This window comes from Candidatus Nitrosopumilus sp. (genome assembly GCF_028278985.1).
Classification (GTDB): domain Archaea; phylum Thermoproteota; class Nitrososphaeria; order Nitrososphaerales; family Nitrosopumilaceae; genus Nitrosopumilus.
The window spans coordinates 1-22571 of the sequence record NZ_JANQTA010000008.1 but is presented as its reverse complement, the minus strand read 5'-3'; the positions used below and the strand labels follow the sequence as shown (position 1 = coordinate 22571).

At 35.7% G+C, this 22571-nt stretch carries 24 protein-coding genes and 2 tRNA genes; 20 read left to right on the top strand and 6 right to left on the bottom strand.

Features of this window, described 5'->3' with window-relative positions:
• Positions 1-4: 4 nt before the first annotated feature.
• Positions 5-78, bottom strand: a tRNA-Lys gene (locus Q0941_RS03425).
• A 96-nt stretch (positions 79-174) separates the two neighbouring features.
• Here Q0941_RS03425 and Q0941_RS03420 point away from each other — a divergent pair.
• The 3 genes from Q0941_RS03420 to Q0941_RS03410 all read left to right on the top strand — a co-directional run bounded on the left by Q0941_RS03420 (position 175) and on the right by Q0941_RS03410 (position 2244).
• Positions 175-252 (top strand) — tRNA-Asp (locus tag Q0941_RS03420).
• Between the two features lie 136 nt (positions 253-388).
• Positions 389-1156, top strand: coding sequence for a hypothetical protein (locus Q0941_RS03415; protein WP_299291391.1), 768 nt, complete (start codon positions 389-391; stop codon positions 1154-1156).
• 11 nt (positions 1157-1167) lie between these two features.
• Entirely contained in the window at positions 1168-2244 is a 1077-nt protein-coding gene (locus tag Q0941_RS03410) for a glutamyl-tRNA reductase (RefSeq protein WP_299291389.1), read from the top strand.
• A gap of 1 nt (position 2245) precedes the next feature.
• Here the strand turns inward: Q0941_RS03410 and Q0941_RS03405 are convergent, their stop codons facing one another.
• The 3 genes from Q0941_RS03405 to Q0941_RS03395 all read right to left on the bottom strand — a co-directional run bounded on the left by Q0941_RS03405 (position 2246) and on the right by Q0941_RS03395 (position 4262).
• Positions 2246-2413 carry a DUF1059 domain-containing protein gene (locus tag Q0941_RS03405; RefSeq protein WP_299291387.1) on the bottom strand — a complete coding sequence of 56 codons (168 nt, stop codon included), beginning with the start codon at positions 2411-2413 and terminating at the stop codon, positions 2246-2248.
• An 88-nt stretch (positions 2414-2501) separates the two neighbouring features.
• Positions 2502-3344, bottom strand: a complete 843-nt coding sequence (locus Q0941_RS03400; RefSeq protein WP_299291385.1) for an FAD-binding oxidoreductase — start codon at positions 3342-3344, stop codon at positions 2502-2504.
• A 117-nt stretch (positions 3345-3461) separates the two neighbouring features.
• Positions 3462-4262, bottom strand: a complete 801-nt coding sequence (locus Q0941_RS03395; protein ID WP_299291382.1) for an inositol monophosphatase family protein — start codon at positions 4260-4262, stop codon at positions 3462-3464.
• A gap of 82 nt (positions 4263-4344) precedes the next feature.
• Between Q0941_RS03395 and Q0941_RS03390 the strand changes: the two genes are divergently transcribed.
• The 6 genes from Q0941_RS03390 to Q0941_RS03365 all read left to right on the top strand — a co-directional run bounded on the left by Q0941_RS03390 (position 4345) and on the right by Q0941_RS03365 (position 10605).
• Positions 4345-5466: a hypothetical protein gene (locus tag Q0941_RS03390; protein ID WP_299291379.1), complete on the top strand. Its 1122-nt coding sequence runs from the start codon at positions 4345-4347 to the stop codon at positions 5464-5466.
• An 8-nt stretch (positions 5467-5474) separates the two neighbouring features.
• The gene (locus Q0941_RS03385; RefSeq protein WP_299291377.1) at positions 5475-6632 is read left to right on the top strand and encodes an AAA family ATPase; all 1158 of its coding nucleotides are present in this window, start codon (positions 5475-5477) and stop codon (positions 6630-6632) included.
• A complete protein-coding gene (locus Q0941_RS03380; RefSeq protein WP_299291375.1) occupies positions 6629-6940 on the top strand; it encodes a hypothetical protein in 312 nt (103 codons plus the stop codon). Before Q0941_RS03385 ends, Q0941_RS03380 begins: the two co-directional genes overlap by 4 nt.
• Positions 6941-7044: 104 nt before the next feature.
• Positions 7045-8592 carry an acyl-CoA carboxylase subunit beta gene (locus tag Q0941_RS03375; protein ID WP_299291373.1) on the top strand — a complete coding sequence of 516 codons (1548 nt, stop codon included), beginning with the start codon at positions 7045-7047 and terminating at the stop codon, positions 8590-8592.
• A gap of 6 nt (positions 8593-8598) precedes the next feature.
• Positions 8599-10086 (top strand): acetyl/propionyl/methylcrotonyl-CoA carboxylase subunit alpha, encoded by a 1488-nt coding sequence (locus tag Q0941_RS03370; protein WP_299291371.1) that lies wholly within the window; start codon positions 8599-8601, stop codon positions 10084-10086.
• A gap of 6 nt (positions 10087-10092) precedes the next feature.
• A complete protein-coding gene (locus tag Q0941_RS03365; protein WP_299291369.1) occupies positions 10093-10605 on the top strand; it encodes an acetyl-CoA carboxylase biotin carboxyl carrier protein subunit in 513 nt (170 codons plus the stop codon).
• A 16-nt stretch (positions 10606-10621) separates the two neighbouring features.
• Here Q0941_RS03365 and Q0941_RS03360 read toward each other — a convergent pair whose 3' ends face one another.
• Complete coding sequence (locus Q0941_RS03360; RefSeq protein ID WP_299291367.1) at positions 10622-11086, bottom strand: redoxin domain-containing protein; 465 nt, start codon at positions 11084-11086, stop codon at positions 10622-10624.
• Positions 11087-11241: 155 nt separating this feature from the next.
• Here Q0941_RS03360 and Q0941_RS03355 point away from each other — a divergent pair, with 155 nt between their 5' ends.
• From Q0941_RS03355 to Q0941_RS03305, 11 genes are read left to right on the top strand one after another with little or no spacing between them, the layout of a single operon-like run.
• Positions 11242-11574, top strand: coding sequence for an NADH-quinone oxidoreductase subunit A (locus Q0941_RS03355; RefSeq protein ID WP_299291365.1), 333 nt, complete (start codon positions 11242-11244; stop codon positions 11572-11574).
• A gap of 40 nt (positions 11575-11614) precedes the next feature.
• Positions 11615-12139 carry an NADH-quinone oxidoreductase subunit B gene (locus tag Q0941_RS03350; protein WP_211686650.1) on the top strand — a complete coding sequence of 175 codons (525 nt, stop codon included), beginning with the start codon at positions 11615-11617 and terminating at the stop codon, positions 12137-12139.
• Positions 12139-12744 carry an NADH-quinone oxidoreductase subunit C gene (locus Q0941_RS03345; protein ID WP_299291360.1) on the top strand — a complete coding sequence of 202 codons (606 nt, stop codon included), beginning with the start codon at positions 12139-12141 and terminating at the stop codon, positions 12742-12744. The genes Q0941_RS03350 and Q0941_RS03345 overlap by 1 nt, the downstream gene beginning before the upstream one ends.
• Before the next feature lies 1 nt (position 12745).
• The gene (locus tag Q0941_RS03340; protein WP_299291357.1) at positions 12746-13882 is read left to right on the top strand and encodes an NADH-quinone oxidoreductase subunit D; all 1137 of its coding nucleotides are present in this window, start codon (positions 12746-12748) and stop codon (positions 13880-13882) included.
• Positions 13883-15181, top strand: a complete 1299-nt coding sequence (gene nuoH / locus Q0941_RS03335; protein WP_299291355.1) for an NADH-quinone oxidoreductase subunit NuoH — start codon at positions 13883-13885, stop codon at positions 15179-15181. It begins immediately after the preceding gene.
• A complete protein-coding gene (locus Q0941_RS03330) occupies positions 15181-15678 on the top strand; it encodes an NADH-quinone oxidoreductase subunit I (protein WP_299291353.1) in 498 nt (165 codons plus the stop codon). The genes nuoH and Q0941_RS03330 overlap by 1 nt, the downstream gene beginning before the upstream one ends.
• Complete coding sequence (locus tag Q0941_RS03325; RefSeq protein WP_299291350.1) at positions 15671-16183, top strand: NADH-quinone oxidoreductase subunit J; 513 nt, start codon at positions 15671-15673, stop codon at positions 16181-16183. Before Q0941_RS03330 ends, Q0941_RS03325 begins: the two co-directional genes overlap by 8 nt.
• Entirely contained in the window at positions 16164-16469 is a 306-nt protein-coding gene (nuoK, locus tag Q0941_RS03320; RefSeq protein WP_299291348.1) for an NADH-quinone oxidoreductase subunit NuoK, read from the top strand. The genes Q0941_RS03325 and nuoK overlap by 20 nt, the downstream gene beginning before the upstream one ends.
• Positions 16469-18022, top strand: a complete 1554-nt coding sequence (locus tag Q0941_RS03315) for a NuoM family protein (RefSeq protein WP_299291346.1) — start codon at positions 16469-16471, stop codon at positions 18020-18022. The genes nuoK and Q0941_RS03315 overlap by 1 nt, the downstream gene beginning before the upstream one ends.
• A gap of 3 nt (positions 18023-18025) precedes the next feature.
• The gene (locus Q0941_RS03310; RefSeq protein WP_299291344.1) at positions 18026-20104 is read left to right on the top strand and encodes an NADH-quinone oxidoreductase subunit L; all 2079 of its coding nucleotides are present in this window, start codon (positions 18026-18028) and stop codon (positions 20102-20104) included.
• A 12-nt stretch (positions 20105-20116) separates the two neighbouring features.
• Positions 20117-21601 carry an NADH-quinone oxidoreductase subunit N gene (locus Q0941_RS03305; protein WP_299291342.1) on the top strand — a complete coding sequence of 495 codons (1485 nt, stop codon included), beginning with the start codon at positions 20117-20119 and terminating at the stop codon, positions 21599-21601.
• Here the strand turns inward: Q0941_RS03305 and Q0941_RS03300 are convergent.
• Entirely contained in the window at positions 21591-22442 is an 852-nt protein-coding gene (locus Q0941_RS03300) for a polyprenyl synthetase family protein (protein ID WP_299291340.1), read from the bottom strand. The two genes, Q0941_RS03305 and Q0941_RS03300, sit on opposite strands and share 11 nt — an antisense overlap.
• Positions 22443-22571 lie beyond the last annotated feature (129 nt).

Here is a 22571-nt window from a genome sequence, read left to right as displayed (position 1 = left end):
GTAGCGGGTCTAAAGGGATTCGGACCCTTGACAACCGGATTAAAAGTCCGGTGCGCTACCTGGCTGCGCCATAGACCCTCATCAAAAATGCTTTTCGTGTATAATTTAGTCTTTTACAAAATTTTTTGTTGTGACAGAAACTTTTAATCTGGCAATCTGACTCAAAGAACTTGTGCCCTTGTAGTATAGCCCGGTCTAGAATTCGGCCCTGTCACGGCTGAGACGCGTGTTCAAATCCCGCCGAGGGCGCCATTTTTGTATTTTTATGATTGATTGAAGATTTTTCCGATCTAAAACAGTTTTTTTGTTAGAATTATGTTGTAAAATGAATTTTTCAAAGGTAGTCCTACAAGAATATTAAAATTCAGGCAATTTTAGTAATTTTTTGATGTCCGAAGAGAAAAAAGAATCTGAAGTAGAAGCAAAAGCAGCTGAAGATTCATCTTCTGATAAAACAGCTGAAGAAGCAAAAACAGCTGAAGAAGCAAAAACAGCTGAAGAAGCAAAAACAGCTGAAGAAGCAAAAGCAGCTGAAGAAGCAAAAGCAGCTGAAGAAGCAAAAGCAGCTGAAGAAGCATCTGTAAAAGCTGAAGCCGCAGCAAAAGCAGTTGAAGATGCAGAAAATGCTGTTAAAGAAGCATTAGCAAAAGCTGAAGCTGCAAAAGCAGAAGCAGAAGTAGCAGCTGAAGCTGAATACAAAGCAATTGCAGCTGAAGTAAAAGCTGATGCTGCAAAAGCACCTGATCATACCTTTAAGAGACAAGGTGAAGAAATCTTTAGACGAGAAATGGGTGAACCTGAGTTTTGGTTAGAAAAAGAAGATAGATTCCCAAGACCTATTCTTACTGCTGATCAACAAGAGTCACTTACAAGACAAGCTGAAATCCCACAAGATCAAACTCCTGAATATAATCCTCAACATGTATTGAGTCCAGAATTTCAGGGAATGTCAAATTATGAGCGTGGTGTTGATAGTTTTCTTAATGAAGCAAAAGACAATCTTGCTAATTTAAAAAATAATCCTGAATCTACTGAGAAAGACATCAAAGAAGCTGAAGACAAAATAATTTACTTAGAATCTTTACATGAAAATTACTTTATTGGAATGAATGTATTTCGAACTGCAAAAGGCGGACGCGATAAGATAAAGGCTTGAGGGTGAGATAAATGGGAGAAGTTAGATTTGACGTAATGAATGCAAGAGTAACTTTCAAAAATATTCCATTACATATATTGTCTAAATTTACTTTCAAAGATGTAAATGCTGCATGTGAAGAATTCAAAAAAATTGATGGAGTTGATGAATGTATTATTATTCAAACCGCAAGTAGAGTTGAAATTTTTACTGTAAGTAATGTTGAAACTGATGATTCTCCTGATGCAAGAAGAGCTGAAGGAAAAACACTTGTCTTAAACCAAGTAAAAGATACTTGGATATCATTATCTTCATTAGAACAAATTGATATTGATCACTTTGATCAAACTTTGGAAGTTTACAAAGGTGATGATGTGTATCTTCATTTGTTAAGATTAGCATCTGGAATTGATTCATTTGTTGTTGGAAAACAAGAAGTATTTGATGAGATTGTTCAATCATTAGAAAAAGCAAAAAGTGCTGGAAATTCTGGCAAAATTCTCAATAAACTCTTTGAAAGTGTAATTAGATTAGCCACAAGAATGAGAGATACTACTGGAATTGCAAATGATGTAGTTTCATTAGGCGACATTGCTGTTAATCTGGTTGATGAAAAAGCTGGATTAGATGATAAGAAGAAAATTCTGTTGATGGGTACTGGAGAATCTGCAGCAATGGTTGCAAAAACATTGAATTCTAAAGGAGTAAAATACGATGTTACTAGTAGAACAATAGAACGTGCAACTGGCTTTACAACTCTATTGGGTGGAAATCCAGTTGAATTTTCTGATGTACTAGCAGGTTTTGATAAATTTGATATTGTTTTTGTTGCCACAACAGCAGATTACTTTTTGATAACCCATGAAATTATTCGATTAGTCATGGAAGAAAAAACAAAGGGAACTTTGATTTTAGACTTATCTGAACCAAGAGCAGTAGCTGAAGATATTACTTCCTTACCTGGCATCAAATTATTATTTAGAGATCAAATTTCGGAAATATTTGAAGAAAGTGTTAAAGCTCGAGCTGGAATTGTTCCTGCAGTAGAGAAAATTATAGCAAAAGAATTACCTGTATTGTCTCTAAGAATGAGAAAATTAGACGCTTAATTTAGATTCCTTGTTTTCTTAATAGAAATTGCATTACTGCTTCTTTTGAGTAATCAATTCCGTGCTCTTCTTCCATATGAGCTCTGAATTTCTCTATAACTTCTTCAACTTCGCCAGAAACTACAAAGTCATCATCGAATCCATAATCTCTAGCCTTGAGTTCTGCCATACTTTTGCAAAAAAACTCTCAATATAAAAATCCAGAGGTATTAATTTTCTAGAGATAACTAATTTGGATGTGAAATTAGTTTGATATTTTATCCGTATGATTCAAACTTGATTCCAAAACTTCCGTCAGGTTTCTTTTCATGTTCGGTGACAAAACCTTGTGGACCTAATGAATCAATTACACCATCGATGGTTCCCTGATATCCACAAATGTAGATAATTGTATTCTCAGGTGTGATTTTTTCTCCGACCATCTCTTCTACAGGTGATAATCCTGATTTTTTATCAGGCTTGAAAAATGATTCAACTCTTCCTGTATGACCATTCCAAGATCTGTTAAAGAATTCTTTTGGTCTACTTATTGCTGCTCCGTATCTAAAATTCCATTTATCTCTGCCTCTTTTTTCACTTTCCAATTCAAGATCAGTAAACAATCTTTTGTAACTTAATTCATCAACATAACTTGCACCATGTAAAACTACAACTTCTCGTTTATCATTTACATCATGGAAATGTTTTGCAAAAGCAACAAATGGTGCAATTCCTGTTCCACCTCCAACACAAATAACTCGTCTGTTATCTGGTTTTCCATTATGTAATTTATCACTAATTTGTAATGCTGTTCCACTAGGATCTCCTAACCATACTTCATCACCAACACTTGCATAGAATAATTCAGTTGTAACACGACCAGGCAATGGTTTTCTTACCCATCTAATTACAAATTCAAAATAATCTCTATTTTCTGCATGAGATGCAATTGAATATGCTCTTCTTACAATTTTTTTCTCAGCTGGAATTGGCACACCAATTGTCAAAAATTGACCTGTCTTGTATTCCGGCATGCCAGTTTCAGGAACTAATCTGATTATGACAAGATCTTCTTTGAGTAATTCTCGATAAACTATCTTTGCTTTAGTTTCTGATACCATACAAGAGGTTTTTTTCTCACTTTGGATAAATATATTTCCTTTATAGAAAGTCTAAAAAATTAATTATTTCAAAAAATTCATTATTTTTCTTTGAAAATGTAAAAATTTTCAATTTTTTTATTCATTGATTTGCTGCATTATTTCATCAAGAATTTGTTGATTTGCTGCAGCAATAAAAGATACTCTAGTTTCATAACTTAGATCTGCATCCAATGGATTTAGATCTGCATCTAATAGTAATCCTCCTGCTTCTTTTACAATCAAATATCCTGCTGCAATATCTTGAATTCTAATTTTATCTCTCAAATCTATGAAGATATCCATTAATCCTCTAGCGAACATAGCCATTTCTAATGCATTTGCTCCAAAATGTCTAGTGTGATTATGATTCTCAAAAATTGGATGTAGCTTTTTCATCAAATCAATTGATGCACCTGAAGTATTGATTCCAACAATTTTGTAAATAGGATCCTGATTGTGTACTCGAATTTCTTCATCATTAAAAAAAGCACCTTTGTCTTTAGATGCCCAATACATTTCTCCATTTGCAAGATTAGTAATCACTCCATCTGTAATTGAACTGAGACTATTCTCTGTCGCAAATGCTAATGAACTACAGAAAAATGGTACCCCTCTAACTGAATTTGCTGAACCATCAATTGCATCCATAATTACAAATCCTTTTGGTTCATCTGATAGCTCAACTCTTCCACATTCTTCACCTAAAACAACACATGGAAAATTAATTTCTTTTAGATAATCTAAAACTGTCTTCTCTGCAACTATGTCAATATTACGTGAAATATCTCCACCTGCACCTCGACCAAAATCCCCTGCAGCATTTTCAGTTCCAGCAAGATCTTTTACATTTTCATAAATCTTGTTTGAAACTTCGCGAAGAATTTCAATAACTTCCATGACAAAATATACTTGATTCGTAATTTAAGTGAAGAAAATTTTTGTCTTGAAAGCATAAATAACAAAACATTGAATTTTGAATGTGAGTGGAAAAGACGAATCAGTAATTAGTAAAAGTGCTTTAATGGGAACAAAACCTGGAAAACAAATCATTAAACAGGCTTTATTCAAATCCAAGGGATACAAATTATTTAATCAGTATAAAGAAGAGACTGAAGAAACATTCCCTACATTTGCTAAAAGATTTGCAAAAAATCTATTTGAACAAATTAATGCTGATGACTCTCCAAATACTACACAACAACAATTTGCTGAAGAAGTAGGTTCTACTGAAATTATTTTGAATGCATCTGAAATTGAGCCTATAAAATCTAAACTTGAAGATTTTGATACCTTACATGATAGAGTACTTAGGATTTTGAATTCTAATTTTGTCAAAATGACGTTTCCTGTTTTTAATGGTCTTTTTGATGCATCAACAGAATATTTCAAAGATGATAAAAACACAACAATGAGGGAAGATATTGTTGATGGTCACATTATTGCAATTGATCTTAGTGAACCAATGGATAGAATTGTAGATAAAGATGAAGACTTGGAATACTTGGACGATTACAAATTGATGAATCCCTATATTTTAAAACTCGCAAGAGAAAAAATCTCAAAAGGTGGTGAAGATGTACTCAAAGAATTTGAAGAGGGTTTTAAACAAGCAAGAATTGGGCAATACCTTGATACAAAATTAAAAGAAAAACCTACAGAAATTACTGAAGAAGAACTAATTGAAAGTTACAAAAAATATCGTTCTGTTATGGGAACTGCCGGTAGAAACATGGCTCTAAATCGCGCACCTTTAGCTGATATTTTTTACACTGGAATGGCAAAAGCTGCTGAATGTGTAGGATGTGGAAACGAAATTGAAGACAGTATTAGAGACAAAGCTGCAAAAATTCCTTCTTGGCCATTATTTTATTCATTAAAAATGAATGACGCAAAACGTGGATTTGAAGAAACAATGAAACATAGTGAATCTTATTTGAGTGAAGCAAGAGATGCTTTAGAAAAATTACCTGATAACTTTTCACATACAAAATTTTTAGAATTCCTATTTCTTACTGTGGAACATTATAATCAATATTGGTATAAGAAATTACAAGAAGCAAACATTTGGTCAGATTTGAACAAAAATCTTCCAAGAAAGTGATAAAATTGATGTGGTCTGAAAAATATCGACCTCAGAAAATCTCTGACATGGTTGGAAATGAAGAATCTCGTTCTGCAATTTTAGAATGGTTTGCAAAATGGAAAAAGGGAACAAAACCATTACTTCTTGTAGGTCCTCCTGGAATTGGCAAGACTACAATGGCATTTCTTGTGGCCAAACAGTTTGGATATGATATGATAGGACTCAATGCAAGTGATGTTAGAAGCAAATCTAGGCTAAATGAGATACTCACGCCTGTTTTGAGTAATGTCAGTGTGCTTGGAACACCAATGATCTTTGTTGATGAAGTAGATGGAATTCATGGTAGAGGTGATTATGGAGGAGTTGCGGCATTAGTTGAAATTCTGAAAGAACCTACAGTCCCAATCATCCTTGCAGCAAATGATGATAGTGGTGATAAAATGAAAAATATTAAAAAAGTTGTAAAAACAATTTCATTCAAAAAAATTCCCCCCAGACTACTTCGTGTTTATCTACAAAATATTTTGAAAAAAGAAAACACAACATTGAGTCCTGGATCATTGATTAAAGTTATTGATAAATCACGTGGAGATATTCGTTCAATGATTAATCTTACTCAATCATATGTTACTGGTTTTAATCCACAAACTGAAACAACTTTTGAAAAAATTGATGTTGAAGATGGTGTTAATGCATTTTTCAAAGCTAAATCTATAGATGAAGCAAGAAGTGTTTTATATTCGATGCAAATTGATCCTCGTGAAAAAATAAATGCATTTTATTCTAGTATTATAACAAGCAATTTAGATAATGAAACATTTGCAAAATATTTGGAAATAATTTCTAATGCTGACATTCTTTATGGAAAAATTATTAGAACCCAAAATTGGAGATTGTTAAGATATCTAAATGATATTTTGATTAAACTATATCAAAACGATGATAGAATTCGATATGCACAATACAATCTATCTTGGCCACTTCTAAATAGAATTCGGTGGGATGGAGCAAAAATAAAATCACTTTCTTCTGTAATGGCTAAGAAATTACACTTATCATCAAGTGCATTTGTAACATTTGGCTTACCATATGTTTTGTTTTGTATGAAAAACAAATCTTTGGAATTAGAATTGGAAGAAACATTTGGTGATATTATTGAAAAGGAGATTGATTTGTTAAAATGAGTTGGAGAAAAATTCCAATGAAGTTCCCTGGAACATGTATTGTTTGTAATGAAAAAATCGAAGTTAACGAAATTGGTCTTTGGGCTAAAGGATTAGGTGTAAAACATGAAAAATGTGCTGAAGTAAATGAGTTACAATGTATTGTATGTGGAAATTCTGCCGGTTGCCAACAGTGTGAATTTCAGGATAGCTGTGATATTCCTAATGTCTCCCAATTTTGTATTTGCAAGAAATGTAGTGAAGAAAAAGATGCCTTTGGCTTGTATCAAAAGTCTACCAAAAAGAAATTTTCACTAATTAACACATGATCATAAATTTTTTCCAATGAATTTTGAATTTTTTTAAAAAAAGACCAATTTTGCGATCATACAAACTAAATTAATATAGGAAAACAAATTCTCTCATTACGGGCATGCATTCTGACAAACTTGAAAATTATTCAAAGAAAAATGAAACTGCTCTTCAAGGTGGCGGTCAGGACAGAATAAAAGCTCAACACGATAAGGGTAAATTAACTGCTAGAGAAAGAATTGGTCTTTTACTTGATGAGGGTACTTTTACAGAAATTGATCCTATGGTTACTCATCATTATCACGAATATGATATGCAGAAGAAGAAATTCTTTACAGATGGTGTAGTTGGTGGTTATGGAACCGTAAACGGTAGACAAATTTTTGTATTTGCTTATGATTTCACAGTACTTGGAGGAACACTCAGTCAAATGGGTGCCAAAAAGATTTGTAAATTAATGGATCATGCAGTTAGAACTGGTTGTCCAATCATTGGTATCATGGACTCTGGTGGTGCTAGAATCCAAGAAGGAATTATGAGTCTTGATGGATTTGCCGATATTTTCTATCATAATCAATTAGCATCAGGTGTTGTGCCACAAATTACAGCAAGTATTGGTCCTTCTGCAGGTGGTTCTGTTTACTCACCTGCAATGACTGACTTTGTTGTAATGGTTGAAAAAGCAGGTACTATGTTTGTAACCGGTCCTGATGTAGTGAAGACTGTTTTAGGCGAAGAAATTTCATTTGAAGATCTTGGCGGTGCAATGACTCATGGTTCAAAAAGTGGAGTTGCACATTTTGTTGCACAAAATGAATACGAATGTATGGATCAAATTAAAAAATTAATTTCGTATATTCCACAAAACAATTCCCAAGAACCACCAAAAATTAAAACTGATGATGATCCAAACAGATTAGACAATAATCTCATTAATGTAATTCCAGAAAATCCATTACAACCTTATGATATGAAAGAGATAATCAACTCAATTGTTGATAATCATGAATTCTTTGAAGTACATGAATTGTTTGCACCAAACATTGTTGTTGGTTATGCAAGAATGGATGGACAAGTAGTTGGAATTGTTGCTAACAATCCAATGCATCTTGCAGGTGCACTTGATATTGATTCATCTAACAAAGCAGCACGTTTCATTAGATTCTGTGATTCATTTAACATTCCTATTGTAACTCTTGTAGATACACCAGGTTACATGCCAGGTTCAAATCAAGAACACAACGGAATAATTAGACATGGAAGTAAACTACTCTATGCATACTGTGAAGCAACTGTTCCAAGAATTACACTTGTAATTGGAAAGGCTTATGGTGGTGCATACATTGCAATGGGAAGTAAAAATCTTAGAACTGACATTAATTATGCTTGGCCAACTGCACGTTGTGCAGTACTTGGTGGCGAAGCTGCTGTAAAAATTATGAATCGTAAAGAAATTGCATCTGCTGATGATCCTGAAGCTCTTAAAAAACAATTGATGGATGAATTTACTGAAAAGTTTGAGAATCCATATGTTGCAGCATCTCATGGAACTGTTGATAATGTAATTAATCCTGCTGAAACCAGACCTATGTTGATTAAAGCACTAAAGATGCTTGCAAACAAGAGAGAAAAACAACTTCCTAGAAAACATGGAAATATCAATTTGTGATTGACGATGATTGAGAAAGTACTAATTGCTAACAGAGGAGAAATTGCACTTAGAGTAATTCGAACATGTAATGCATTAGGAATCAAAACTGTTGCAGTCTATTCTGATGAAGATTACAACTCATTACATGTAAAGAAAGCAGATGAATCTTATCATATTGGTGAAGCTGCTCCTGCAAAATCATACCTCAATCAAGAAAAAATTCTTGAAGTAATGTTGTCTGCTGGTGCAGATGCAGTACATCCTGGTTATGGTTTCCTTTCTGAAAACGATGATTTTGCAAGACTATGTGAGAAAAATAAAATCAACTTTATCGGTCCTTCTGCTGATTCAATGAATCTTTGTGGAGATAAAATGGAATGTAAAGCTGCAATGTTAAAAGCTGAAGTTCCAACAGTGCCTGGAAGTCCAGGATTAGTAAAGGATGCAGCCGAAGCAGAAAAAATTGCAAATGATATTGGTTATCCTGTTCTTCTAAAATCTGTCTATGGCGGCGGAGGTAGAGGTATTAGATTAGTCACGAATGATCAAGAATTAAGAGAAGGTTTTGATACTGTAACATCTGAATCAATTGCTGCTGTAGGAAAATCTGCAATCATTGTTGAAAAATTCCTAGAAAAAACTAGACACATTGAATACCAAATGTGCAGAGATCATCATGGTAACGCAGTACATCTCTTTGAAAGAGAATGTTCTATTCAAAGAAGAAACCAAAAATTAATTGAACAAACTCCTTCTCCAGTTGTTGATGAAGCAAAACGAGAAGAGATTGGTGAACTAGTTGTTAAAGCAGCTGAAGCAGTAAATTACACAAATCTAGGAACTGCAGAATTCTTAAGGGCAGACTCTGGAGAATTTTACTTTATTGAAATTAACGCAAGACTTCAAGTAGAACATCCAATCAGTGAAATGGTTTCAGGTTTAGACTTTGTAAAATTACAAATTGATATTGCAAATGGTGAACCACTTCCTTTCAAGCAATCAGATCTAAAGATGAATGGTTATGCTATTGAATGTAGAATTAATGCAGAGGATACATTTTTGGACTTTGCACCATCAACCGGACCTGTTCCAGATGTTACAATTCCAGCAGGACCCAACGTTAGATGTGACACTTATCTCTATCCTGGTTGTACTGTATCGCCATTTTACGATTCATTGATGGCAAAACTCTGTACTTGGGGTCCAACATTTGAAGAATCTAGAACAAGAATGCTTACTGCATTAAATGACATGTATGTACAAGGTGTTGAAACATCAATCCCTCTATACAAAACAATTCTAAATTCTGAAGAATACAAAAATGGTGAATTATCAACTGACTTTTTGAAACGTTATGGTATGATTGATAGATTATCTGAAGATCTTAAGAAAGAAAAAGAAGACAAGAGTGAGGCTGCTTTAGCTGCTGCAATCATTCATTCTGAGTACTTTAAGAGCCGAGTTCAAAATAACGAAAGTAGTAGTGCTACTTGGAAAAGCAAACTGGATTGATGATTAATGGACTATAAGATATCTGACGTTGAAAAATCCTTTGATGGAAAAATTGTTGAAAACTTAGGTAATAATGATTATGTTATCAAGATTAATGACAGAGAACACCAATTAAGAATTCTTAACATGGATGCAAAAGGACTTGAATTTGTTTTAGATCAACAATATCATAAAGCAAAATATCTTGAAACTGCAACTAATGAAATGAATCTTGTAATTGATAATGTTCCAGTTACTCTAAACATGAATACTCACTTTGATGAAGTTGTTTTCAAAAATTCAGGTGGTGGTGGTGCTGGTGGTGCTCAAATTGCACTCAAAAGCCAAATTCCAGGTAAAGTTGTATCAATTGCAGTTGCTGAAGGTGATTCAGTTAAGAAAGGTGATGTTGTTTGTACTTTAGAGTCAATGAAAATGCAAGTTGGAGTTAAAGCTCACAAAGATGGTACTGTTAAAAATCTCAAAATTAAAGAAGGCGGCACTGTCGCAAAAGGCGATATAATTTCTGACATAGAATAAAAAAGAAATTTTTTTCCTACTTGAGGAAATTTTTTATCTCTTCATAGTTTGGTTCTTTTAATGGATCTTCAGATACCCACTTGTATCCAATTTTTCCATCTTCATTAATTATGAATACAGAACGTTTTGCAGCATTGTAATCTTTAATGTGAAGCAAATCTTTCATCAAAATATCATAATCTTGAATGGTTTTGCTATTGTAATCTCCTAATAATGGAAAATTGAAGTTATGTTTTTCTGCAAATGCCTTGTTTGCAAATGGTCCATCGTTACTGATGGCAACAATATTAGCACCCAAGTCAGCGATCTCTTGCCAAGAGTCTCTAAATGTACATAATTCTGTTTCACATACTGGAGAACTTGCTGCAACTATGAATGAAAGGACAATTTTCTTATCTTTGAATTCTTCCAAAGTCCGCAATTTTAATTCAGTATCTGGAAGCTCAAAATCTGGAGCGACATCCCCCACATTCAATGACATGATCGCTCTTTAGCAATGTTCTATAAAGTAGTTTACAAAATTATTTTTTTTCGATCAAATCTTGAAAATTGGAAGCATACCTTTTTATACAAAAATCAGGGTCAAAAGCTAAATTGGTCGGGGAATTAGCGGGCAATTATAGTACCGTGGTATTGATGTTTGGGTTTGCATGTGCAGCTATGGCACCAGCATTGATTATTTCTAGAATGATTTCACCCCGAAAACGAAGTAATCCTGTAAAATTTTTGCCAATGGAATGTGGTCAAGTTCCAAGTGGTGAAGGACGTACTCATTTCATGATGCAGTACTACCCGTATATTCTGATGTTTGTAGTTTTTGATGTAATGGCAATATTCCTTTATGCATGGGGAAGTGCAATTTTAGAAATTCCTAAAGTCGCAACTTTGCCAATGATGGGATTCTTGGCAATAATGTTTGGAGCAATGGCATTTGCATTGTATCAATCAGGGAGAAGAAAAATTTGGTAGTTATTTATACGAATTACACATACGAGGATAGGGGATAAGATTGCTAAAAGACTTAGTTACACCAGAAAATGCAAATGTTTTCGTTGGAAAGTTAGGAGATATTTTAGAAAAAGCAATCGACAAACCATTGGGCTACGCCATCAATTGGGGTAGAATTTGGTCACTCTGGCCTGTCCACATTGAAACAGCTTGTTGCAGTGTTGAATTTGGCGCAGCATCAAGTCCAAGATATGATGTTGAAAGATTTGGTATCATTGAAGCATTCGGATCATTAAGACAATGTGATCTAATTGTTGTTCAAGGAACAATCACAAGAAAAATGGCACCACGTCTCAGATTAGTTTATGATCAAATGCCAGAACCAAAGTATGTAATTGCTATGGGAGCTTGTGCAATTACTGGAGGATTGTATTTTGATTCTTACAATGTTCTTCCAGGAATTGACGGAGTAATTCCAGTTGATGTCTACGTTCCAGGTTGCCCACCTAGACCTGAAACTCTCATCCAAGGATGTATGTTGTTACAAGAAAAAATCAAGAGAATGAAGGCTAGGAAGTTTGTATAATGAGTAGTGATTCTGAAAAACCTACAGCAGATGCAAAACCAGAAGCTAAACCAGCTGCAAAACCTGCACCAAAACCTGCAGCTAAAAAACCTGAAGAAAAACCTGTTGAATTACCAGCATTTGAAAAAGGAATATCTGATAAATTAGTAGAAAAATTTGCAGATAAAGTAGAAGTTGCTTTTGTTAAGGAAGACCGAGTTCGAATTAATGTTAGTAAAGAAAATGTTCATGAAGTAGCTGAATTCGTTCGTGATGGGCTAAATTATGATCATGTTGAATCTGTGACAGGCGTTGATTTTCCAGCAGATAAAGAGATTGAAGTTGTTTATCATATTGGTTCCTATTCTGATTCATCATTAGGAAGACAAATTCTTGTATTAGCAACTAGAGCTCCTAGAGAGGATAATCCAATCCCAGGACAAGATTCTACAAAATTACCAAGTCTCAGAGATGTCTTTTACAGTGTTGAGTTTGGTGAAAGAGAAGTTTTTGAAATGTTGGGTGTTTACTTTGAAGGTCATCCAGATAACAGACGTTTACTTTTGCCTGAAGATTGGGCAGACTTACCTCCACTTAGAAAGGACTTTGCAATAAAGGGTAGATAAAATGACAGCAGAATTACCTCCAGGATTAGCACTCCAAAAAGTAGACGAGAGAATTATGACTCTCAATGTTGGACCACAACATCCAGGTTCTGGTCACATGAGAATTGTTGTACAAATTGATGGTGACTATATTGTTGCATGTGATCCTGATCCAGGTTATGTACATCGTGGAGAAGAAAAAATGGCAGAGTATAGAAACTATATCACAAACATTCCACACTTAGAACGACCAGTAATTCATGATTCATGTAATGTTCTTTATCCATATGTTTTAGGGGCTGAAGAAATTTTAGGAATTGAAGTCTCTGAACGTGCAAAGTATGTTAGAGTCATTGCTTCAGAACTCAACCGATGTATCTATACTATGTACTGGCTTGCAATTTATGGTATCTTCTTAGGACACTCTACAATGTTTATGTGGCCTGCTGGTGATCGTGAACTCTTAATTGATCTTATGGAAAAAATGACTGGTGCTAGAGTTACACATGCACACTTTGTTCCAGGTGGCGTAAGAAATGACTTACCACCAAACTTTGAAGATGTTTGTTTACGTCAAGTAAATTACTTTGAAAAGAGAATCAAAGAATATGCTGCAGTATTTTATGATAACCCAATTCTGATTTCTAGAACAAGAGATACTGGTGTTCTATCTAGACAAGATGCAATTAGACTAGGAACTACAGGTTCTGTTCTTAGAGCAAGTGGCGTTGATTATGATCTTCGTGTAAAGGAACCATATGATGTCTATGATGAATTAGATGTTCATACAAATGTAATGAAAGAAGGTGACTCTTACGCCAGATCAAGAGTTCCATGGCTTGACATGATGGAAAGTTGCAATATCATAAGACAAGCATTACAAAAAATGCCAAAGTCCGGTTCAGTTAGAACAAAACTAAAACCAAATCCAAAAACCAAAGGTCCAGAGACTGTCTACAAACGTGTAGAATCAGGTAGGGGTTCTTTGGGTTGTTACATTGTATCTGATGGAAAACCTGAACCATACAGAGTAAAGATGAGTGTTGGTTCATTTAGAAATCTAATTGCACTACCATATCTTCTAAAAGGCGAAAAACTTGGAAACATGCCTTCTGTTTATTGGAGTCTTAATTATTGGCCAGTGGAGGCAGATAGGTAAATGTCAGTTATTGCACCAAAATTCAAACTAAGTGAATTCATCAAGTCTCTACTTGACAATATTTTCTGGATAATGTTGCTGTTAACATTTGTTGGACTTCCAGCAGTTCAGATTGTTCTATTCTATATTGAAATGCCAGTTATTCATGGAGAATTACTTACCCCATTCCTTGCATTTACATGGTTAGCGGATCCAACGAGAATTCTGCCAGTTGTTCATGCATTCATGGCAACTGATTTGTTTAGAATTGCAGCTTTCCCAGGATTTGGATTTGCTGCATTGCTGGCAGCTGGAACAATCTTTGTTGAAAGAAAGATGTTAGCAAAATTACAACTTAGAGTTGGTCCTTTCTATTGTGGAAAAATTGAAGGTATTTTACAATTAATGGGTGATGGATTAAAATTAATTTCAAAGGAAATTATTATTCCTGCAAAAGCAGATAAACCGATTTTCTGGGCAGCGCCCGTGATGTTTGTTGGTGCAGCAGCTGCGTTTGTTGCATTAATTCCCGTAGCACCTGGTTGGGTTGTTGCAGATATTGACATGGGATTACTTGCAGTCTTTGCAGTAATTGGATTCTTCCCAATCATCACGATACTTTCTGCATGGTCAGCAAACAGTAAGTTCCCATTCATTGGAGGAATTAGAGCTCTCTTCCAAATGGTCTCATTTGAAATTCCATTAATTCTATCACTGCTGGGAGTTGTAATTGTTACAGGAACTCTCAACTTATCAGAGATTTCTGCTAGCCAATCATTCTTCCCATGGATTATCTTCTTACCAGTTGGAGCCATTGTATTCTTCATTACTATGCTAGCTGAACTTGAAAGAATTCCATTTGATTTGCCTGAAGCAGAAAGTGAAATTGTCGCTGGATGGTTAACTGAATTTTCAGGAATGATGTATGGCCTAGTTCAATTAGGAACTTATCTGAAACTTTATGCATTTGCAGCTTTGTTTGTAGTATTATTCTTAGGTGGATGGAATGGCCCAATGGTTGTACCTCCATTCCCAGAAGAATTCCTTGTTGGAGTTGAAATGGGACCTGTTAAAGTTGGACCATTCCCAGGATTACCATTATTTGATCAAGCAATGCTAAATGGAACTCTTTGGTTTGTCATCAAAACAGTTGGAGTGATATTCTTTATACTATTGCCAAGAGGTGTTTTCCCCAGAATCAGAATTGATATGTTGTTGAATCTTGGTTGGACCAAATTAATTGGTCTAGCATTCGTTAACATCTTTATTGCACTAGCCTTGCTTTACGCTGGAGTGTTAGGACCAGGAGGTTTACAATAATGGGAACTGCAACAGGAATTATCAAGGCATTAAACTCTGGAATTAAGCACCTTGCAATCAAACGATTTACTTTACGTTATCCTGAAGAAAAACTAAAGTTTGTTGGAGATGGTTATCAATTTGATCCTTCTACTGGTGTAGGTATTGCAGGAATCAAAGGACGTCATATGTTATTCCATGACCATTGTACTGGATGTCAATTATGTTCAATTGCATGTGAAGGTGTTGCAGAAGCTATTGCAATGGTAAAAGTACCAGATAACCAAACACAAAACAAAAAATCAATCATGCCTCAAATTGATTACGGAAAATGTGTCTTTTGTGGACTATGTGTTGATGCATGTCCATTTTATGCACTTTACATGACTAATGATTATGAATTATCTTCCTTTAGTAAGGAAGGTTTGATTTACACTCCTGCACAACTTGCAGTCAAACCTTACGTTCAACAAGATAGTGAAATCAAAATTACTGACAGAGGTGCAACACATGGCTGATGCAGTGTTTTTAGCATTAACTGTAATTACAATTGGTTCTGCTATTGCAGCACTTGAATTAAGATCATTGGTTTATGGTTCTATTGCATTAATGGGAACTCTTGGCGGTATTGCGGGATTCTTCTTCTTGCTTGATGCCCCATTTGTTGCATTATTCCAATTAGCAGTCTATGTTGGTTCTATTGCCGTCTTGATTCTCTTTACAGTTATGCTGGTGAAGAGGGAACTCATCTTTAAGAAGATTGAGGATAAGAGAAGAAAGTTTGCAGGCATTGGACTAATGTTGGTTGTCATGGTTGCTCTAGGTGCAGTATTCTTGGATTCAGGAATTAAAACAATTACAACTGATGAACCAGCAGCCGAGTTTAGAGACATTGGAATGAGCTTTGTAACCTATTACTGGCCAGCATTAATTCTAATGGCCTTGATTTTAGCAGGTTCTGTAACAGGGGCCTTAGTTTTAGCCAAACGTGAGGATGTGGAGAATGACCAACGAACTAGTTGATTTCACATTAGTGTCTGTTGCACTATTAGGTATTGGAATTTACGGACTAGCAGTAAAGCGAAATTTCATTAGAATGCTTTTTGCAGTTGAGATTATTATCAATGCGGCAAATCTGAATGTTGTTGCATTTGGACGATTCTTGTCTCATGCAGGTGGTGAATCTTTAGCATTATTCTCCATCGCAATCGCTGCTGCAGAAGTTGGTGTTGGATTATCACTTATCATTGTAGCATACCGCATGTACCAGAATGTCGATATTGCTGACTTCAGGAGTTTGAAAGGATAATGGAATACGCATTATTGCAGGCAGTTTTCTTGCCTTTACTCTTATCTCCAATAGCCTATATTCTAGGTCGCAAGGTTGGACCTACTCCAGCTATGTGGTTTACATTTGCAATTCTGCTTTACACTACAATCATTGTCATTAATGCAGCATTATCTGGAACAGTTGAAGAACACTATCCATGGACTGAACAATTTGGTGAATTTGGATTCTTGTTGGATGGTCTTGCATCACCATTTGCAATAATCATCTATGTCTTGTCAACCATCTTGGTTCTTTACTCAAAACCATACATGATTCACAAATTCCATGAACAATTTGAAGAAGAACAAAAAGAAAATCCTTCATCTTCTGGTTCAAGTTCCGTTGTTGAATCATCTGCCCTTTCTAATTATGTAAATGCAAAATCTGGTTTGTACTTTGCACTCTATCTTGTCTTTGCTATGGGAATGCTTGGTACAGTTCTTGCAACCAACTTGATTGAATTTTACATCTTCTTTGAGGTAATGTTGATTCCAGGTTTCTTCCTTGTTGCACTATGGGGTGATGGTCCAAGAAGAAAGATTGGTTTAATGTTCTTGTTTTGGACTCATGCAGGTGCAGTTGTTTTACTCTTAGGCTTTTTGATGATAGGTTTGACTATTGGCAGCTTTGACTTTGCAGATATTCGAGAATCTGAAATTCCACAAGATGTGGTGTTAATTTCTGCGATTGCGATTGCAGTTGGATTAGGTGTTAAACTTGCAGTCTTTATGTTCCACATTTGGTTGCCTTATGTTCACGGCTCGGCTCCCACTCCAATCAGTGCATTATTGTCACCAGCTATGATCGGAATTGGTGCATATGGTATCTTTAGATTAATTGTTGAATTCTTACCTGCAACATTTTCAGAACTTTCAATTTGGTTCCATGTTTGGGGACTTGTCACCATGATTTATGGTGGTGCGATGGCTTTAATGCAAGATGACATTAAACGTCTCTTAGCTTATTCTAGTATCAGTCAGATGGGTTACTTGCTATTTGGCATCGGTTCCGCATCCACAATGGGGTTGGCAGGAGCTGAGATGATGTACATCACTCACGGTCTTGGAAAAGGCATTCTCTTCATGATGGCAGGAATCATTATTGTTAAAGTCGGTACAAGAAGTATCTCAAAACTTGGTGGTCTTGCAGGAAAGATGCCAATCACTGCTGTTTGTGCAGTAATTGGTGCCCTCACAATAATGGGTGTTCCACCAACTAGTGGATTTATGGGTGAATGGATTCTATTTTACGGAGCATTAGAAACTGCAATTGCAGAAGGTTCCACACTTAGAGCAGTTACATTTGGTCTTGGACTTGTTGCAACAGCTCTAACCATGTCTTACATGTTATGGATGCTAAAACGCATATTCTTTGGTAAAACACCAGAACATCTTGAGAATGTCAAAGAAGGCAGTTGGTACATGACAGCACCAATGATGGTATTAGCAGGATTCACAATTGTCTTGGGAATTTATCCAGATATCTTCTTGAAGGGAATCATGGGTTACATGAGCGGAGTGTTGGGAGTATAGATTATGGCAACTGAAGCTGTTGGATTACCATTTGAAGCTACATCAACTGCAGCTTGGTTAGTTTGGATTTTACCATTTGCAGCTGCTATGATTATGCCAGGTATCGGAAAATTATCTAAACAAGCTACTGGATACGTTGCAGTTGGATTTGCATTAATGAGTGCATTATCAGCTGCATCATTATTACCACTTGCAGTTGAAGGTTCTGAAATTCATAAACAAGTAATGTGGATTGAGGCAATAGGATTGAAAGGTGGGGTACTAGCTGACCCACTATCTGTAATTATGGCAAATGTCGTTGGTTGGATTTCATTCCTCATTATGATTTACAGTACTGGTTACATGAAAGGCGATAAAGACATTACAAGATTCTGGTTCTGGATGATGTTCTTTATTGGTTCAATGCAATTAATTGTATTATCTGACAACTTGTTACAAGTCTTCTTTGGTTGGGAAGGTGTAGGTCTTGCTTCATACATGTTGATTAGTTTCTGGTATCGTGACAAAAAGATAGATCATGTTGGACAAGAGGGACGTACTACTCTTGGTCTTCTAGATTATTATGCACCAACACACGCTGGAATGAAGGCATTCATCATGACCAAAGTTGGAGATGTCATGATGATTGCAGGTATGCTCTTGATATTCTTGTATGCTGGAACATTTGGTTTCAAAGAACTCATGGGAGGAACTGAATGGGCAGTTGCAATGAGTGCAGAAGGAATGCTAGTTCCTGCATTTGTATTACTATTTGGTGGTGCCATTGGTAAGTCTGCTCAATTCCCACTTAACGAATGGCTCTTAGAAGCCATGACTGGTCCTACTGCCGTTTCTGCTCTTATCCATGCTGCAACAATGGTCAAAGCCGGTGTATTCTTGGTTGCAAGAATTGGTCCTATTGTCTTTGCATTAGGAGCAGCAGGAATTATGGCAGATCAATTCTTTGAGATTGTTGCATGGGTTGGTGCAATTACAGCTCTCCTACTTGCAACACAAGGAATGGTTAATCCAGAAATCAAAAAAGTTCTTGCATATTCTACTGGTTCTCAGATTGGTTACATGATGATGGCACTAGGTGTTGCAGGATTATCTCATCAATATGTTGATGGTTATACAGCAGGTTTCTTCCACTTAATTTCTCACGCAATGTTCAAAGCTTCATTGTTCATGGCAGCAGGTTCATTATTGCATGTCGTTGGTTCAAGATTTATGACAGACATGGGAGGCTTGCGAAAATCCATGAAGAAGACTTATGCATTCATGTGGGCTGCAGGTCTTGGTTTAATGGGTGCACCATTTATCACAACAGGTTTCTGGAGTAAAGATGCAATCTTTGCATCAGTTTACACATCAGGAAACGAATGGGCATTACCTCTATTTGCAATTGCAGTCTTAACTGCAATAATCACTGCATTCTATACAACAAGAATGATTGGTATGGTATTCTTTGGTCCAAAAAGCAAACACATCCAAAAGATGGAAGAAGAAGGACATCACATTCACGAAGCATCATTATCAATGTGGGTTCCATACGGAATTTTAGCTGTACTTACAATCGGAATTGGATTAATTGGATTATCAACTGAACATGGTTTACACCATATGTTCGAAGTATATCTTGAAGATTCATTTGGTATTCACAGTGAATATGCAAAAGCTGAATCCTCAATACTTCCAGACTTCTTGAAAGGCATTAACCCAGTAGCACTTGGTGCTTCACTTGTAGCATTTGCTACAGGAATTGGATTGGGTTACATATTCTACATTGGTAGATGGGTTGATCCAGTTAGATTTGTAAACTCTAACATTTTCTTTTACTCAATTCACAAACTTTTCTTAAACAGATGGTATCTTAATGCAATTATCTACTGGTGCTTTGTTGTAGCACCATTATGGTTAGCAAGAGGTGTATTCAGATACTTTGAAAAGACCGCAATGGATTACGGTATGAATGATGGATTCCAGAAAGCAACTGCCTGGGGAGCCAAAGTTGTACAAGGAACTCAAACTGGTGTTTCACAATCATATCTATTCGTATTTGGAGCAGGATTACTATTCGTAGTCTTGATATTGTTGATGTAGAGGTACTATGAAATGTTAGAAATTACTTCCACTCCATTAGTTCTCATTGCAATCTTAGGAACTGTAGGCGTTATTCTTCCAATCATCAGCATTGCAAGAAAAGAAAAAGGCTCAAACTCATTTTATGCAGTAATCGCATTTGCAGCACTTATTGTCTCAATGGGATATGTTGGTTATCAGTTTGTTAACGAACATGTTGTACCATCTGCCTTGTTCTCTGAGGATGTAATTGTAGATGATGCATTTGGTGGATTCTTTGCAATAGCATTACTGATTGTTGCAGTATTCACAACTGTTGGTTCATTCAACTATATGAGAAAACACAATTCTCCTGCTGTTTACTATTCACTAATTCTACTTTCAACAATTGGTATGGTTCTTGTTGCTTACTCAACAGACCTTGTAATGTTATTCGTTGCTTGGGAACTCATGAGTATCCCAACATATGTCTTAGTTGGATTCATGAAGAGAAATCCAAGCTCCAATGAAGCAGCTCTCAAATACTTCTTGTTTGGTGCATTATCTTCTGCAATAATCGTCTACGGTATCTCACTATCTTATGGTCTAACTGGCTCTACAAACATTGGTGAAGTAATCCAAGGATATGCAACCCTTGATCCTTCATTGTATCCATTAGCATTACTGTCTGTTGGAATGTTCATTGCAGGATTCGGATTCAAAATGGGTCTTGTACCGTTCCACCAATGGTTACCAGATACATATGAAGGAGCACCTCCAACAATCACTGCATTATTAGCTGCTGCAACAAAGAAAGCAGGATTTGCAGCAACAATTAGAATTGTTGTTCTTGGAATGATGGTTCTAAATGTAGATTGGACTTTGGCTCTTGGTATTCTAGCTGTTATGACAATGACTGTTGGTAACGTTGCAGCCATCATGCAAAAGAACATTTCCAGAATGTTAGCTTATTCCAGTATTGCACATGCAGGATACATTTTGATTGGACTGGCAGTTGCTCCTCACAGCTCACTTGGTTTACAAGGTTCACTTTACCAGATTCTAAATCACGCTGTAATGAAAGGTGCAGCATTTATCGGAATTGCGGGAATTGTAACAACTCTAGCGGTAACTCATATTGATAAACTCAAAGGTCTTGGAAGACGAATGCCAATTACTTCTCTTGGTATGATAATCTCATTGTTTGCACTAGCAGGTGTTCCACCTCTTGCAGGTTTCTGGAGTAAAATCATGCTATTTGGAAGTGCACTTGATGCAAGTCCTACACTAGAATGGGCTCCATGGTTAGCAATTGCTGGTGTTCTTAACAGTGCATTGTCTCTTGCATACTATGGTTGGATTACTAGAAAGATGTACTTTGAGGGAGAGAAAGAAAAGAGAGTCAAAGAACCTAAATCAGTAATTGGTGTTATGGTATTCTCAATAATCTTCTTAGTAGGATTTGGTGTTTATCCAGAACCAATTCTGCAATTTGTAGAATTTGCAACACCAGTTCTTAGTTTAGGTCTTATGCCTTAAACGAAGTAAATTTAATTAAATTATCTAAATTATTTTTAGCATTATTGTCTGGAATTTTTCTTAAACCCGTTCTTGCTTTTTCTGAATATTCTTTTAGCAACTCTTCCATTTTGTTAAATACATCTCTAGGATCTGCACTTTTCTTAATTAACAAATTAAACAATTTGTCTTCATTTTTCCAATCAAGTAGATCATCTCTAATCTGATAAGCAATACCAATATTTTTTCCATATTCTGTTAAAGCTTCAATTTGTTCTTCTGTACCATTAGCAATTATTGCTCCTGTTCTAGCTGCAACTTCAAATGCCGTAGCTGTTTTGTATTCAATAACCTTAAGGTAATCATCAAAAGTAACATCCTCACTTGTTTCTAATCTACTCTCAATCATTTCTCCTTCACTCATTAACATAGCAGTTGTTGCCAAATCTTTTGTAATTCTTGCATTATCAAGTCTAGATGAAATTGCTAAAATTAAACCCAAAACAAAATCTCCAGTTAGCACGCTGGTATTGTATCCGTATTTAATATGAAATGGATCCTTTTGTCTTCTCATAGTTTCATTGTCTATAATATCATCATGAATGATTGATTCCATATGCAAAAATTCAACAGCACATGATGCAGCCAAAGTGTTATCATCAATTTTGCCTACGCTCTCAGCAGCCAATGTCAAAATTATTGGTCGAATACGTTTGCCTCCATCTAGAGAATACCTGAGTGGTTCGATAAATTCAGATTCAGAATACAGATCTAACTCTTTCTTGAGAGCCTGGTCTATTTTCTCAATATACTCTCCATAGGTTTCAAGTAAAGGATTAATCTCGATATTTTTCCTGTCCAAGATGACCTGATCAAAAAACTCTGTCATTAGTAATTAAATCTTGGTGCTCCAGCCGGGATTTTCATCGATTGATTTTGAACCCGGGATCACTGCCTTGAAAGGGCAGTATGCTTGACCGGTCTACACCAC

Coding starts and splice junctions, on each gene's coding strand:
- Q0941_RS03415 (WP_299291391.1), top strand. CDS start 389: ATGTCCGAAGAGAAAAAAGAATCTGAAGTAGAAGCAAAAGCAGCTGAA.
- Q0941_RS03410 (WP_299291389.1), top strand. CDS start 1,168: ATGGGAGAAGTTAGATTTGACGTAATGAATGCAAGAGTAACTTTCAAA.
- Q0941_RS03405 (WP_299291387.1), bottom strand. CDS start 2,413: ATGGCAGAACTCAAGGCTAGAGATTATGGATTCGATGATGACTTTGTA.
- Q0941_RS03400 (WP_299291385.1), bottom strand. CDS start 3,344: ATGGTATCAGAAACTAAAGCAAAGATAGTTTATCGAGAATTACTCAAA.
- Q0941_RS03395 (WP_299291382.1), bottom strand. CDS start 4,262: ATGGAAGTTATTGAAATTCTTCGCGAAGTTTCAAACAAGATTTATGAA.
- Q0941_RS03385 (WP_299291377.1), top strand. CDS start 5,475: ATGTGGTCTGAAAAATATCGACCTCAGAAAATCTCTGACATGGTTGGA.
- Q0941_RS03380 (WP_299291375.1), top strand. CDS start 6,629: ATGAGTTGGAGAAAAATTCCAATGAAGTTCCCTGGAACATGTATTGTT.
- Q0941_RS03375 (WP_299291373.1), top strand. CDS start 7,045: ATGCATTCTGACAAACTTGAAAATTATTCAAAGAAAAATGAAACTGCT.
- Q0941_RS03370 (WP_299291371.1), top strand. CDS start 8,599: ATGATTGAGAAAGTACTAATTGCTAACAGAGGAGAAATTGCACTTAGA.
- Q0941_RS03365 (WP_299291369.1), top strand. CDS start 10,093: ATGGACTATAAGATATCTGACGTTGAAAAATCCTTTGATGGAAAAATT.
- Q0941_RS03360 (WP_299291367.1), bottom strand. CDS start 11,086: ATGTCATTGAATGTGGGGGATGTCGCTCCAGATTTTGAGCTTCCAGAT.
- Q0941_RS03355 (WP_299291365.1), top strand. CDS start 11,242: ATGTTTGGGTTTGCATGTGCAGCTATGGCACCAGCATTGATTATTTCT.
- Q0941_RS03345 (WP_299291360.1), top strand. CDS start 12,139: ATGAGTAGTGATTCTGAAAAACCTACAGCAGATGCAAAACCAGAAGCT.
- Q0941_RS03340 (WP_299291357.1), top strand. CDS start 12,746: ATGACAGCAGAATTACCTCCAGGATTAGCACTCCAAAAAGTAGACGAG.
- nuoH (WP_299291355.1), top strand. CDS start 13,883: ATGTCAGTTATTGCACCAAAATTCAAACTAAGTGAATTCATCAAGTCT.
- Q0941_RS03330 (WP_299291353.1), top strand. CDS start 15,181: ATGGGAACTGCAACAGGAATTATCAAGGCATTAAACTCTGGAATTAAG.
- Q0941_RS03325 (WP_299291350.1), top strand. CDS start 15,671: ATGGCTGATGCAGTGTTTTTAGCATTAACTGTAATTACAATTGGTTCT.
- nuoK (WP_299291348.1), top strand. CDS start 16,164: ATGACCAACGAACTAGTTGATTTCACATTAGTGTCTGTTGCACTATTA.
- Q0941_RS03315 (WP_299291346.1), top strand. CDS start 16,469: ATGGAATACGCATTATTGCAGGCAGTTTTCTTGCCTTTACTCTTATCT.
- Q0941_RS03310 (WP_299291344.1), top strand. CDS start 18,026: ATGGCAACTGAAGCTGTTGGATTACCATTTGAAGCTACATCAACTGCA.
- Q0941_RS03305 (WP_299291342.1), top strand. CDS start 20,117: ATGTTAGAAATTACTTCCACTCCATTAGTTCTCATTGCAATCTTAGGA.